The sequence below is a fragment of the Pseudomonas sp. GM80 genome (assembly GCF_000282515.1).
GTDB lineage: Bacteria > Pseudomonadota > Gammaproteobacteria > Pseudomonadales > Pseudomonadaceae > Aquipseudomonas.
Window position 1 is genome coordinate 15,299 of sequence record NZ_AKJD01000078.1, and the last position, 12,994, is coordinate 28,292.

The following is a 12,994-nucleotide window of genomic DNA, read 5'->3' on the forward strand; positions in this document are numbered from 1 at the left end:
ATTGAGAACAACTATCAGGCGGGAGGCATAACGAGGGTTATCTGTCGTTAAAACAACCCCTGCAGGAGCTGACGAGTGAAACGAGGCTGCGATCTTTTGATCCTGTTTGAAAGCCCAGGATCAAAGGATCGCAGCCTGCGGCAACTCCTGCACGAGGGCGCCGCGCAGTGTTCAGGCCGTTGCGACCATGGCGTGCCGGCGGTGATGCACGTCGAGCTGATCCTTGATCACCTTGAGTACTTTGGCTTCGTGCTCGTGGATGAAGAAATGGCCGCCGGCGAGCATGTCCACCGAGAAACTGCCACGGGTTTCCTTGCTCCAGCCGATCAATTGCTCGGTGGTGGCGCGGTCAGCCTTGCCACCGAGCACATGCACCGGACAGCTGAGCAGCGGTCGCTGCACCGGCTGGAATTTGCCGCATAACTGAAAATCAGCCCGCAGGATCGGCAGAGTCAGGCTCATCAGCTCCTGATTGGCAAGCACCTCTTCGCTGGTACCGTTGAGAGTGCGCAACTGGTCGATCAACTCTGCGTCGCTCTTGGGCTCGGCAAAACCCCGATCATAGTCGGCCCGCATCGTCGGCGCCGCGGTTCCCGAGGCGAACAACGCCACAGGCTCCGGGCAACCCAATGCGCGCAAGGCATGGGCCATCTCGCAGGCCAGCAGCGCGCCCAGGCTGTGCCCGAACAAGGCATAAGGCGCTTTGAGAGCCGGGCGCAGCTCCTTGGCCAACTGCATCGCCAGTACGCGCATATCGGTGTGCAGCGGCTCGCCGAAACGCGCTCCGCGACCCGGCAACTCCACCGGTTGCAAATGCAACCATTGCGGCATTTTCGGCCGCCAACGACTGTAGACCATGGCACTGGCGCCGGAGTACGGCAGGCACAGCAGGGTCAGCTTGGTCACCATGCGTTCCTCGAAAGTTATCTGTAGAAGAGAACGGTTGCGCCCGGGTGTAAATTAGTCCGTGCGCTGTAATTTCCGCCGGCAAGCCCTCGTTAACTGTTCAGGACAAAACCAATAAAGAGGAAGCACCGTGGACCTGCAGAGCATTCTGGGCAAACTGTTCGCCAACGCAGATGCCGTCGGTATCGAAGGCATTTTCCAATTCATCTTTGGACCTCAGCAGGCCTATTGGTCGCAAATCGGCGCAGGCACTCGTACCGAAGCAGGCCGCCATGCCAGCCCGGATGTGACGATTGAAGTCGCCGAGAGCGATTTCCTCGCGATCATGGCCGGCATCGCCAACGTCGAAGAACTGTTCGCCAGCGCGCGCTTGAAAATCGGCGGCAACATGGGCCTGGCGACGCTGCTGCCGCAAATCATCGACCACGCCCGCCAGGGCGGCGGCGCGGTGGAAAAGGTCGACATGAACAAGCGTTATCCGACCCCGCCGCGTTTCAGCGAAAAGATTACCGCCAGCCTGCCGATGCAAACCGTGGTCGAGCGGCGATCACGCAGTGAGATGTCACTGATGGAGTTTGAAAGCCGTTACCTGCCCAACGGCGTTCCGGTGGTGATCAGCGATGCGCTGCACGACTGGCCCTTGTTCAAACTCAGCCGCGAAGAATCGCTGGTGCATTTTGCCGAGTTGCAAGGCATCACGCGTCACGGTGATTACGTGAAGAAAACCTTTTCCACCGAGCGTGATTTCCGCTCCACATCAATGGCCGATTTCATAGCCTCGCTGGATCAGCCGGCGGTCAAGGGTGTCGATGGTGAGCCACCGGCGTATATGGGCAACAACATCCTCCCGGCGGCATTGATGCAGCAGATCCAATACCCGCCCTACTTCGACACCTCGCTGTTCATCCCGCCGCGCATCTGGATCGGGCCAAAGGGTACGTTGACGCCGCTGCACCGCGATGACACCGACAATCTGTTCGCCCAGGTCTGGGGCCAGAAAAAATTCACCCTCGCCGCGCCGCATCACCGTGAAGCCCTGGGCACTTGGTCGACCGCACCGACGGGTGGCCTGGACGGCTGCGATTTCAACCCGGATGCGCCGGACTATCAGCGTTTCCCGACGGCACGCAACGTGACGTTTTTGCGCGTGACCCTCGAGGCTGGAGATTTGTTGTTCCTGCCGGAGGGCTGGTTCCATCAGGTGGAATCGGTCTCAACCTCACTGTCAGTAAACTTCTGGGTCAACTCGGGACGCGGCTGGTAAACAGCTACCACCTCCGCTTTGTAGGAGCTGTCGAGTGAAACGAGGCTGCGATCTTTGATCTTGATCGTTATAAATCAAAAGATCGCAGCCTCGTTTCACTCGACAGCTCCTACAGGGATAGCATTATTTGAGGTGGCGGAAGCTTTGTACGGCGGAGCCGAGGACGACTGCGCCCGCCGCGATCGCCAGCCAGAACCCACTACGAGCACCGAAGGCATCTACCAGCCAGCCGGAGCCGGCAGCGCCAATCGCCACGCCGATACTCAAACCGGTCACCAGCCAGGTCAGGCCCTCGGTCAACTTGGCCGGCGGCACAATACGTTCAATCAATGCCATCGCCACGATCAACGTCGGCGAAAAAAACAGCCCGGCGATGAACACCGCCACCGACAGCCCGACAATATTGCTCGCCAATAATAGCGGTAACGTGGTCACCGCCGTCGCCACGCCGCCGTAGAGAAACAGCTGCGGCAACGGCAGTTTCGAGCGCATCGCACCGAAGGCGATGCCGGCCAGGCATGAACCGATCGCGTACACCGACAACACGATACTCGCCGCCGCCGGTTGCCCCTGTTGCTGGGCAAACGCAACGCTGACCACATCGATCACGCCAACGATGATGCCCATGGCGATCATCAGCGCCAGCAGCAACTGAACGTCCGTTGACCCAATGATCGAGCCTTGGTGCTCGCTGGCATGTGGATGCACGGGGGGCTCGGTGCTGCGCTGGGCGACAAACGCCGTCACGCCGATCGCCAGCGCCAACAGCGCCGCCAGTGGCCCGGCCTCGGGAAACACCGCCACGCACAACCCCACCGACAACGGCGGACCGACGATGAAACAGACTTCATCGAGCACCGATTCCAGCGCATAGGCGGTCTGCAATTGTGGCTGGCCGCGATAGATCTCGGTCCAGCGTGCGCGCACCATCGCCGACATGCTCGGCATGCAACCGGCCAGCGCGGCAAAAACAAACAGCGTCCAGGTCGGCGCCTGCAACCGCGTACACAGCAGCAACAGCAGCAGCGCGCCACCGCCGATCAACGCCGACACCGGAAGAATTTTTCCCTGCCCGAAGCGGTCGACCAAGCGCGACACCTGCGGCGCGCAGAATGCCGTGGCCAGGGCAAACGTCGCCGCCACAGCACCGGCCAACGCATAGCCGCCCTTGAGTTGCGAGAGCATGGTGATCACGCCGATGCCGGTCATCGAAATCGGCATGCGCGCGATCATCCCGGCCAAGACAAAATTGCGCGCGCCAGGTGCGGTGAATAATTCGCGGTAGGGGTTTGCCATGGACTGCAGCCTCATCAGGGGCCGCCACGTTGCCATAGCGTCGGGAGGCGTGGAAGCGCGCAATTGTTGGTGGAATGTGAAGGCCCCATCGCGGGCAAGCCCGCTCCCACAGGGAATAGGGTGGACATAAAATTCGGGCACAACATCGATCATTGTGGGAGCGGGCTTGCCCGCGATGAGACCCGAGCGCTCACCACAAAACCCACTGGAATGAACTCTATTGGCAGGCCGCCGGTCAGCTTAATAAGCCCTCACTCAAGGCGCGACCCTGCATGCACATCTCCCTCACCGGCCAGGTTGCCCTGATCACCGGCGCCAGTTCCGGCATCGGCCACGCCGCCGCCAAAGCCCTCGCCGCTGCCGGCGCCGCCGTGGTCATCAACTACAACCGTCAGGCAGAACCGGCCGAAACACTGGCCCGCCAGATCATCGCCGACGGTGGGCAAGCGCTGGCCATCGGTGCCGATGTGTCGAAAGAAGATCAGGTCGAACGGCTGTTCGCCGAGACCCTCGACGCCTTCGGCTCGCTGGACATCCTGATCGCCAACTCCGGCCTGCAAAAAGACGCCGCCGCTGTGGATATGTCGCTGGATGACTGGAACGCGGTCATCAGCGTCAACCTCACCGGCCAGTTCCTCTGCGCCCGCGCCGCGCTGCGGATTTTCAATCGCCAGGGTGTGCGTGAAGGCGTGTCCCGCGCGGCGGGCAAGATCATTCACATGAGCTCGGTGCACCAGCGCATTCCGTGGGCCGGGCACGTCAATTACGCAGCGTCCAAGGGCGGTGTCGATCAGTTGATGCAGACCCTCGCGCAGGAAGTCAGCCATCAACGTATTCGCATCAACGGCATCGCACCGGGGGCGATTCGCACGCCGATCAATGTCTCGGCGACCACCGGCGATGCTGAACAAGAGCTGCTCAAACTCATTCCCTACGGCCGCATCGGCGATGCCGAAGACGTCGCCAACGCGGTGGTTTTTCTGGCTTCCGACGCCTCCGATTACATAGTCGGCACCACCCTGTTCATCGACGGCGGCATGAGCCTCTATCCGGAGTTTCGCGGCAATGGCTGAGCATCACCTGGAACGACAAAGCCCCATCGACGCCCACGGCATCATCGGTGACATGCGCAGTGCAGCGCTGGTCAACGATCGTGGCAGCGTGGATTTTTTCTGTTGGCCGGAGTTCGACAGTCCGTCAATTTTCTGTGCGTTGCTGGACACGCCCGACGCGGGGATTTTTCAGATCACACCGGACTTGCCCGATGCCCGTCGCGAACAAATTTACCTGCCCGACACCAACGTGATGCAAACCCGTTGGCTGAGTGAGCGCGCGGTGGTTGAAGTCACCGACCTGCTGCCGGTGGGCGACAGCGAGGATGATTTGCCACTGCTGATGCGCCGGGTGCGGGTGGTCAGCGGCGAGGCGACGTTTCACGTGCGCTGCGCGGTGCGCCACGATTACGCCCGAGCTGACACGCGCGCGCGGATGGACGAACAAACAGTGATTTTCAGCGCCGAGGGTCAGCCGTCATTGCGCCTGGCCTCGGATCAGGCGCTGCAGATTGATACCGGGGCGGCGGTCGCTTCCTTCACGTTGAAGCAGGATCAAACCGCCGCGTTTCTGCTCGGTGGCGAGGACGATCCACGCTTCGGAGAAGGCGCCGCGCAACTGTGCATGGAACGTACGCTGAAGTTCTGGCGTGACTGGCTCGGCCAGTCGATCTATCGCGGACGCTGGCGAGAAATGGTCAATCGCTCGGCCCTCGCTCTCAAGCTACTGACCTCACGCAAACACGGCGCGATACTCGCCGCTGCCACCTTCGGCCTGCCGGAAACCCCCGGCGGCGAACGCAACTGGGACTACCGCTACACGTGGATTCGCGACGCCTCGTTTACCGTGTATGCGTTCATGCGCCTGGGGTTTGTCGGCGAAGCCAACGCCTACATGGGCTGGCTGCGCGGGCGGGTCAGCGATTGCCACGGGCAACCGATGAAGCTAAACATTTTGTACGCCATCGACGGTCAACAGGAGTTGCCGGAAACCGAACTGGATCACCTGTCAGGACACGGCGGCGCAAAACCGGTGCGCATCGGCAATGGCGCTTACGATCAGATCCAGCTCGACATCTTTGGCGAGTTGATGGACGCGGTGTATCTGGTCAACAAATACGGCGACGCGATTTCCCATGAGGGCTGGAAGCATGTGCGCGAAGTCGTCGATCAAGTCTGTGAAACGTGGCAGACGACTGATGTCGGCATCTGGGAAATGCGCGGCGAACAGCATCACTTTCTGCATTCACGATTGATGTGCTGGGTGGCGCTGGACCGGGCAATCCGTCTGGCTTCAAAACGCTCGCTGCCGGCGCCGTTTGCGCAATGGGATCAGACACGACAGGCGATCTATGCCGACATCTGGGACAACTTCTGGGATGAAGAGCGCGGACATTTCGTCCAGTACAAGGGCGGCACCGCGCTCGATGGTTCGATGCTGCTGATGCCGCTGGTGCGCTTTGTCAGCGCCAAGGATCCGCGCTGGTTGTCGACGCTTGCGGCGATTGAAAAGCATCTGGTGCGCGACGGCATGGTTTACCGCTATCGCAACGATGACGTGAACATTGACGGGCTGTCCGGCACCGAAGGCGCGTTTGCCGCGTGTTCGTTCTGGTACGTCGAATGCCTGGCCCGGGCCGGGCAGGTGGAAAAGGCGCATCTGGAGTTTGAGCAATTGCTGAGGTACGCCAACCCGCTGGGTTTATACGCCGAGGAGTTCGACAGCCATGGCCGGCATCTGGGCAATACGCCGCAAGCGCTGACGCATCTGGCGTTGATCAGCGCGGCGAGTTTTCTGGATCGCAAGTTGAGTGGGGAAAAGAGTGAGTGGCAGCCGTAAAGTTCGCCAGGGGTTGTAGGAAATTGCCCATAAACACCCGCGTTTGTAGGACTTACGCACCAAAAAATGATGTGTCACCCCCCCCCCTGTGGCGAGGGGATTTATCCCCGATGGGCTGCAAAGCAGCCCCAAAATCCTCCAACCAATTCCCCCGGAAGTACCGAATTTTCTGACTTTGGGGCCGCTGCGCAGCCCATCGGGGATAAATCCCCTCGCCACAAATTCGCATGGCAATGGACTACAGGTGGTCAACATATGCCGCGTCCACCCTCCCCCGCACCTCGCGGTCACACCCGGAAATACCCTGTTGCCAGCTGTTACATCGCCCCCTACCATCCACCGCAACGGGCACAGCGGAGCTGTCCAATAAAACCCGAATTCAAGGAACCGGAATGACCCACCACGTCCAGCGCGCCATCGACTTGCCCCTGCGCAGCGGCCTCACTCGCAGCCAACTCTGGGAAGCCGCCGACCAAGGCCTGATCAAATGCTGGGAAATCGGCCGCCAGCGCGCCACCCGTTTCCCCGACCTCGCCCAACGCTGCCTCGCCGACGAACTGCCGGTGCTCGGCTGGAAAGGTGGCGTCAGTCGCAGCCTGAAAAAGAATGAAAAGTACGGCTCGCTGAAATACCTCGCCCAGTGGCAAGGTTTGCGTGGGGAGAATCTGGATATCGATTTGCGTGAAGAGCGCTCGCTGACGTGCTCGCGGACGAAGATGCGGGTGACGTTTACCCCGGATCGGAGCAAGTATTTCAATCAGGTGGCGGAAGCCGAGGCTTAGCCGTGCGGAAGTCCGGTCGGTAGCAATCCGGGTACAGCGCGCACACGCCGTACTGGGCATCCAGATCGGCCATGTGCTGGTAAAACTGCTCAATTTCCCAGAACGTCTCATCCGCGACGGTCATCAGGTAGAAGTAACTGAGCTGATGATCGTTGGGCAGCACCAGCGCAAACTCCGGCAGCGCGTCCATCCTCGGCGCATTGGCCAGAGCCGTGAGCACAGGCGTCGTCGCCTGGGACAATTGCTCGAAGTACTTCTCTTTATAAGCCGCCAGACCAATGGCCTCGCCCTTGGCCCTGGCATCGATCAGTTGCGCAAGGTTTGTACGTCGCTGCGCCCAGTAGGCGGCGGGCAGGTCGACACTCATTTGTTTCTTATGGCTGGCCACTGCCTCATCTGCAGAGACTTGGCGCTTTGCTCCACCCGGCTCGGCGGCAGCGTGTGCGTCGAGTTCCTTGAGCGACAGCATGATCGTCGACTTGGCAAACATGCGCTCCATCAACTCACGGCGTTGCGGGGTGTCCGGCAATGACGGTGGCGGCGAAGCGCAACCGGCCAGCATCCCGATGAGTACCAGCAGAGCAAACAGCGATTTGCGTGACATGCATCGTCCTTGAAGTCGGTCGGCAGAATAAGCTGCGCAGTCTATCTGAACCCGAAGGAAGCACCGCAGGAAACCCTCAAGGTAATACTGGTTCTGTTGCAGCACTGACCGAAAAGCGCTCGCGATAAGCCTGCGGTGTCACGCCGATGGCGCGTAGAAAACTGCGTCTCAAAGTTTCTTCACTGCCAAACCCGCAATTGGCCGCAATGCGTTTAACCGGCAGCCCGGTGTCGCTTAACAGCCGCCGCGCCGTCTCGACCCGGATCAATTCAATCGCCCGCGCCGGAGTCTGGCCGGTGTCGGCGCGGTAGTGGCGGACGAAACTGCGTTCGCTCATGCCGGCCTGTTCGGCGAGGGTCGGCACGCCAAGATCGCAGGTCAGGTTTTCGGCGATCCACGCGTGCAGCTCATCAAAACGGTTGCCTTGGTTTTGCAGCGATAAGGTCACGCTGAACTGCGATTGCCCGCCCGGGCGCTTGAGGAACACCACCAGATGCCGGGCGACATCCAGCGCGATGTCGCTGCCGAGATCTTCCTCGACCATCGCCAATGCCAGATCGATTCCGGCGGTGACCCCGGCCGACGTCCACACCGGCCCGTCGTTGATGAAGATAGGATTGGCCTCGACCTGAAGATTGGGATGCTGCTGCGCCAATTGTTCGCAACGCGTCCAGTGCGTAACCACGCGCCGGCCATCGAGCCAGCCACTCGCCGCCAGCAGAAATGCGCCGGTACATACCGAGGCCACGCGCCGGCATTTCGCCGCGTGTTCGCGCACCCAATCCACCAGCGGCATATCTTCAGCAGCGGGATAAATGCCCCAGCCACCGGCGATGATCAATGTGTCGCTGGGTTCCTGTGGCAAGGGTTCGGCCAATACCGCCAAGCCTGCCGAGGACATCACCGCCCCGCCGCCGCTGGCAATCACGCTCGGCGCATAAGGAATGGGCAAGCCGCGCTGACGGGCAAGGTCGTTGGCCGAGGCGAACACCTGCAACGGCCCGGTGACGTCGAGGATCTGCATGTTGGCGAACGCGAGTACGTGGATGGCTTTGGGCATTTGGCGTAATTCGTGGGGTTATTGGCGTATACGCCAGAACCTACGCGCCTACAGTGAAGCCGTCCACCCCTTTTCATGGAGCAAGAACAATGACGCTGCAGATCGGTTTTCTGTTGTTTCCGCAGGTTCAGCAACTCGACCTGACCGGGCCCTATGACGTGCTCGCGTCGTTACCGGACGTTCAGGTGCATTTGATCTGGAAGGATCTGATGCCGGTCACTGCCAGCACCGGCCTGCTGCTGAAACCGACCACGACGTTTGAGGATTGCCCTGATCTTGATGTGATCTGCGTACCGGGCGGTGGCGGTGTCGGGCCGTTGATGGAAGATGAGCAAACGCTGAGTTTCATCAAACGCCAGGCGGCCCAGGCGCGTTATGTAACATCGGTGTGCACCGGTTCGCTGGTGCTGGGCGCGGCGGGTCTGCTGCAAGGTAAACGCGCGACGACGCACTGGGCTTATCACGATTTGCTGCCAACGCTCGGCGCGATTGCGGTGAAGGATCGGGTCGTGCGTGACGGCAACCTGTTTACCGGCGGCGGGATCACGGCGGGGATTGATTTTGCCTTGGTGCTGGCTGAAGAGTTGGTGGGTGCCGACGCGGCGCAACTGATCCAGCTGCAACTGGAATACGCCCCAGCGCCGCCGTTCAACGCGGGCAGCCCGGACGTTGCGCCGAGCGCGATTGTCGCTGAGGCCCGCCTGCGTGCTGCGCCGTCGCTGAAGCTGCGCACGGAAATCACCGAACGCGCCGCCGCCAGACTCAACCTGCACTAGATCTTCATCCCTGCACAAAACCCTGTAGGAGCTGCCGAAGGCTGCGATCTTTTGATCTTGAAAAACCAACGTCAAAAGATCGCAGCCTTCGGCAGCTCCTACAGGTGGTGCGTCATGGGTATCTGTCCCGGTTTACCGCCGCAGCATTACTTGTCCCCACGCCTTCACCCGTGTAGAAAGCCCTTCCACAATTTTCCACAGGGACTTTCGATGAAGGCGTTGCCATGGCTCTATCTGGCACTTCTCAGCCTCGGCTACGGCCTGGCACTGAGCTACGGCCAACTCGGCTGGCTGGCACTGATCTCCATTGGGCTGCTGGTGTTCGCCGGTTTCGCCGTGAATCTGCAAAAAGTACCGGTCGCACGGTTTCTCGGTCATGGCCTGTTTGTCGTTCTCGCTGTGGCGCTGGCGCTGCATTGGCTGCCGGGTTTTTCCAATGGCCGGGCAATCGACCCGCAGCGTTTCACCGACGACGCCGTGCCGTTCGCGATGTACATGAATCTCGACAAACCGCTGATTGGCTTCTGGCTGTTGCTGGTCTGCCCGTGGATCGTCGCGCGGCGTTCCTTGCGCCTGACGGTGTACGCTACCGCCCTCGCCCTGACGTTGAGCGTGATCCTCGCGCTCGGCGGCGCCATGTTGCTCGGCGTGATCGCCTGGGTGCCGAAGTGGCCGGATCAATCGTGGTTGTGGGTGCTGAACAACCTGCTGCTGGTAACGCTGGTCGAGGAAGCCTTGTTTCGCGGCTATATACAGGGCGGTCTCAGTCGCCACTTCAAACATCTGCCTTACGGTGAAAACCTCGCACTGCTGCTGGCGTCACTGGTGTTTGCGCTGGCGCATGCCGGCGCAGGCTGGACCTGGGTGTTGCTGGCAGGGCTGGCGGGTGTCGGCTATGGTCTGGCCTACCGTTTTGGCGGGCTCGGCGCGGCCATCGCCACGCACTTCGGGCTGAATCTGCTGCATTTCGGCCTGTTCACCTATCCGATGCTCGCTGGCTGAAGCAAGCGCCGTTTTGCGACGCTGTGCCGATTATTGAAAAAAAATTTCAATAAAAAGCTGTCACCGCCGACAACCTTTCAAAGCCTTGCGGATTGAAAAACCATGCGTAATAACCAGCCCATTACACAACGCGAACGGACTTTCCCGGCTCAGCAGCGGTTGATCTCCACAACCGACGCCAAGGGCGTGATCACCTACTGCAACGATGCGTTCGTTGAAATCAGCGGGTTTTCGCGAGAAGAACTGATCCGTGCGCCGCACAACCTGGTCCGTCACCCCGACGTCCCGGCTGCGGTGTTTTCGCACATGTGGGGCACATTGAAACAAGGCTTGCCATGGATGGGCATTGTCAAGAATCGCTGCAAGACCGGTGACCATTACTGGGTTAACGCCTATGTAACACCGGTGTTCGACGGCAATCAGGTGGTCGGTTACGAATCGGTGCGGATCAAACCCACCGCCGAACAGATCCGCCGCGCCGAAGCGCTCTACCAACGCATCAACCAAGGCAAGTCGGCGATCCCTTCCAGCGACAAATGGCTGCCGGTGCTGCAAGACTGGCTGCCGTTCATTCTGGTCAGCCAACTGGGCTTCGTGATCGGCGCCACCCTGAACTCGCAGTGGGGCTTTGCCCTCGCCGCCGGTCTGTCGGTGCCACTGGGCCTGATGGGCCTGCAATGGCAGCAACGCGGGCTCAAGCGCCTGTTGCGTTTGGCCGAGCAAACCACCTCCGACCCGTTGATCGCACAGATGTACACCGACAGCCGTGGCGCCCAGGCGCGTCTGGAAATGTCGATCCTCAGCCAGGAAGCCCGCCTGAAAACCTGCCTGACCCGTCTGCAGGACACCGCCGAACACCTGACTGATCAGGCCAAACAGTCCGACGCCCTGGCGCACAACAGCTCCAGCGGCCTGGAACGTCAGCGCGTGGAAACCGAACAGGTCGCCACCGCCGTCAACCAGATGGCCGCGACCACTCAGGAAGTGGCAAGCCACGTGCAGCGCACTGCCGACGCCACCCAGAAAGCCAATCGCCTGACCGGTCGTGGTCGTGACATCGCCGGGGAAACCCGCGAAGCCATTCAGCGCTTGTCGGTGGTGGTCGGCGAAACCGGCCTGACCGTGACCCAATTAGCCAAGGACAGCGACGAAATCGGCGGCGTGGTTGATGTGATCAAAGGCATCGCCGATCAGACCAACCTGCTGGCGCTCAACGCTGCGATTGAAGCCGCACGTGCAGGTGAAATGGGCCGTGGTTTTGCCGTGGTGGCTGACGAAGTTCGCCAGTTAGCGCAACGCACAAGCGAATCGACCGGGCAGATTCACGCCTTGATCGCCAAGTTGCAGCAGACGGCTTCGAGTGCCGTGCAGACCATGGAAGCCGGGCATCGCCAGGCCGAAGAAGGTGTGGCGCGGGTGCTGGAAGCGGATCAGGCGTTGGTCGGGATCAGTGAAGCGGTGGCCAACATCACCGACATGACCACGCAGATTGCTGCGGCGACGGAAGAGCAAAGTGCGGTGGCTGAAGAGATCAGCCGCAACATCAGCAATATTTCGGAGCTGGCGGATCAGACCTCGGAACAGGCGCATAACTCGGCGTTGTTGAGTGAAGAGCTGACCAAGACTGCCAACACGCAATACTCGTTGGTGGAGCGGTTTAACCGCTAAAAGCAAAAGATCGCAGCCTGCGGCAGCTCCTACATCGATCCCTGTAGGAGCTGCCGAAGGCTGCGATCTTTTGATCCTCAAAGCCCGGACAAGCGAAAGCTGTCCGGGCTTTTTTGTTGCCTGGAATAGATGGTGCCCTGCAGACCGCCATCGCGAGCAGGCTCACTCCTACAAGGGATAATCGTCGAACACATAACCTGTGATCACCGCTGCACCATGTAGGAGTGAGCCTGCTCGCGATGGGGCCAGAACGGTTGGCGTCTATCCTTTAGGCATAACGTTATCCAACGCCTGATTCACCGCCAACTCCCCCAACATCACCACTTGCGCAATCCCTAGCAAAGTATTGCGGCTGGGGCCTTCCAGCGCCCCGGCGAAATCACCGAGCATGACCGTCGCCGAGGCCAGAGATTCGCAAGCATTTGCCAGCAACGATTCAGTATCGGTTTGTGGGTTGACCCTAAACATGCTGCTTGGACTGTAGGGCGTGGCCATGATCTGCGCGGGCGCGAGGTAATGATCAAGGGCGCGTTCGGCGGCTTCGTGGAGTTTTCTGGAATTGAATGATTCGTAGGGCGATACCGGGTCTGTGACCAACGGTTTGTTGGTTTCGGACATCAACTGAAACTCCTCAAGGCACTGCGAAAGAATGACACCCTGTAGGAGCTGCCGCAGGCTGCGATCTTTTGATCTTGCCTTTGATTGTTAAAAAACAGATCAAAAGATCGCAGCCTGCGGCAGCTC

At 60.3% G+C, this 12,994-nt stretch carries 12 protein-coding genes; 7 read left to right on the forward strand and 5 right to left on the reverse strand.

Annotation, left to right across the window (positions count from 1 at the left end):
• Window positions 1-171: 171 nt before the first annotated feature.
• Window positions 172-909, reverse strand: coding sequence for a thioesterase II family protein (locus PMI37_RS13785; protein WP_008081743.1), 738 nt, complete (start codon window positions 907-909; stop codon window positions 172-174).
• Between the two features lie 127 nt (window positions 910-1,036).
• Between PMI37_RS13785 and PMI37_RS13790 the strand changes: the two genes are divergently transcribed.
• Window positions 1,037-2,170, forward strand: coding sequence for a cupin-like domain-containing protein (locus tag PMI37_RS13790; protein ID WP_008081745.1), 1,134 nt, complete (start codon window positions 1,037-1,039; stop codon window positions 2,168-2,170).
• Between the two features lie 123 nt (window positions 2,171-2,293).
• On the opposite strand, the gene PMI37_RS13795 is transcribed toward PMI37_RS13790, so the two are convergent.
• Window positions 2,294-3,466 carry an MFS transporter gene (locus PMI37_RS13795; protein ID WP_008081747.1) on the reverse strand — a complete coding sequence of 391 codons (1,173 nt, stop codon included), beginning with the start codon at window positions 3,464-3,466 and terminating at the stop codon, window positions 2,294-2,296.
• A 272-nt stretch (window positions 3,467-3,738) separates the two neighbouring features.
• Between PMI37_RS13795 and PMI37_RS13800 the strand changes: the two genes are divergently transcribed.
• The 3 genes from PMI37_RS13800 (at window position 3,739) to PMI37_RS13810 (ending at window position 7,140) form a co-directional block, all read left to right on the forward strand.
• The gene (locus tag PMI37_RS13800; RefSeq protein ID WP_008081748.1) at window positions 3,739-4,539 is read left to right on the forward strand and encodes a glucose 1-dehydrogenase; all 801 of its coding nucleotides are present in this window, start codon (window positions 3,739-3,741) and stop codon (window positions 4,537-4,539) included.
• The gene (locus PMI37_RS13805) at window positions 4,532-6,358 is read left to right on the forward strand and encodes a glycoside hydrolase family 15 protein (protein ID WP_008081750.1); all 1,827 of its coding nucleotides are present in this window, start codon (window positions 4,532-4,534) and stop codon (window positions 6,356-6,358) included. The genes PMI37_RS13800 and PMI37_RS13805 overlap by 8 nt, the downstream gene beginning before the upstream one ends.
• A gap of 392 nt (window positions 6,359-6,750) precedes the next feature.
• Window positions 6,751-7,140, forward strand: coding sequence for a hypothetical protein (locus PMI37_RS13810; protein WP_008081752.1), 390 nt, complete (start codon window positions 6,751-6,753; stop codon window positions 7,138-7,140).
• Here the strand turns inward: PMI37_RS13810 and PMI37_RS13815 are convergent.
• Entirely contained in the window at window positions 7,112-7,744 is a 633-nt protein-coding gene (locus PMI37_RS13815; RefSeq protein ID WP_008081754.1) for a hypothetical protein, read from the reverse strand. The two genes, PMI37_RS13810 and PMI37_RS13815, sit on opposite strands and share 29 nt — an antisense overlap.
• A gap of 76 nt (window positions 7,745-7,820) precedes the next feature.
• Window positions 7,821-8,804, reverse strand: a complete 984-nt coding sequence (locus PMI37_RS13820) for a GlxA family transcriptional regulator (RefSeq protein WP_008081755.1) — start codon at window positions 8,802-8,804, stop codon at window positions 7,821-7,823.
• A gap of 89 nt (window positions 8,805-8,893) precedes the next feature.
• Here PMI37_RS13820 and inhA point away from each other — a divergent pair, with 89 nt between their 5' ends.
• The 3 genes from inhA (at window position 8,894) to PMI37_RS13835 (ending at window position 12,250) form a co-directional block, all read left to right on the forward strand.
• Window positions 8,894-9,580 (forward strand): isonitrile hydratase, encoded by a 687-nt coding sequence (inhA, locus tag PMI37_RS13825; RefSeq protein ID WP_008081757.1) that lies wholly within the window; start codon window positions 8,894-8,896, stop codon window positions 9,578-9,580.
• Window positions 9,581-9,790: 210 nt separating this feature from the next.
• Entirely contained in the window at window positions 9,791-10,582 is a 792-nt protein-coding gene (locus PMI37_RS13830; protein WP_008081759.1) for a CPBP family intramembrane glutamic endopeptidase, read from the forward strand.
• Window positions 10,583-10,684: 102 nt separating this feature from the next.
• Window positions 10,685-12,250 (forward strand): methyl-accepting chemotaxis protein, encoded by a 1,566-nt coding sequence (locus PMI37_RS13835; RefSeq protein ID WP_008081760.1) that lies wholly within the window; start codon window positions 10,685-10,687, stop codon window positions 12,248-12,250.
• A 261-nt stretch (window positions 12,251-12,511) separates the two neighbouring features.
• On the opposite strand, the gene PMI37_RS13840 is transcribed toward PMI37_RS13835, so the two are convergent.
• Window positions 12,512-12,868, reverse strand: coding sequence for a DUF6124 family protein (locus PMI37_RS13840; RefSeq protein ID WP_008081761.1), 357 nt, complete (start codon window positions 12,866-12,868; stop codon window positions 12,512-12,514).
• Window positions 12,869-12,994: the final 126 nt, after the last annotated feature.

Bases quoted from the DNA above. Each gene is read 5' to 3' on its own strand.
- PMI37_RS13800 (WP_008081748.1), top strand. From the start codon at position 3,739: ATGCACATCTCCCTCACCGGCCAGGTTGCCCTGATCACCGGCGCCAGT.
- PMI37_RS13830 (WP_008081759.1), top strand. From the start codon at position 9,791: ATGAAGGCGTTGCCATGGCTCTATCTGGCACTTCTCAGCCTCGGCTAC.
- PMI37_RS13835 (WP_008081760.1), top strand. From the start codon at position 10,685: ATGCGTAATAACCAGCCCATTACACAACGCGAACGGACTTTCCCGGCT.
- PMI37_RS13810 (WP_008081752.1), top strand. From the start codon at position 6,751: ATGACCCACCACGTCCAGCGCGCCATCGACTTGCCCCTGCGCAGCGGC.
- PMI37_RS13815 (WP_008081754.1), bottom strand. From the start codon at position 7,744: ATGTCACGCAAATCGCTGTTTGCTCTGCTGGTACTCATCGGGATGCTG.
- PMI37_RS13840 (WP_008081761.1), bottom strand. From the start codon at position 12,868: ATGTCCGAAACCAACAAACCGTTGGTCACAGACCCGGTATCGCCCTAC.
- PMI37_RS13805 (WP_008081750.1), top strand. From the start codon at position 4,532: ATGGCTGAGCATCACCTGGAACGACAAAGCCCCATCGACGCCCACGGC.
- PMI37_RS13820 (WP_008081755.1), bottom strand. From the start codon at position 8,804: ATGCCCAAAGCCATCCACGTACTCGCGTTCGCCAACATGCAGATCCTC.
- PMI37_RS13785 (WP_008081743.1), bottom strand. From the start codon at position 909: ATGGTGACCAAGCTGACCCTGCTGTGCCTGCCGTACTCCGGCGCCAGT.
- inhA (WP_008081757.1), top strand. From the start codon at position 8,894: ATGACGCTGCAGATCGGTTTTCTGTTGTTTCCGCAGGTTCAGCAACTC.
- PMI37_RS13795 (WP_008081747.1), bottom strand. From the start codon at position 3,466: ATGGCAAACCCCTACCGCGAATTATTCACCGCACCTGGCGCGCGCAAT.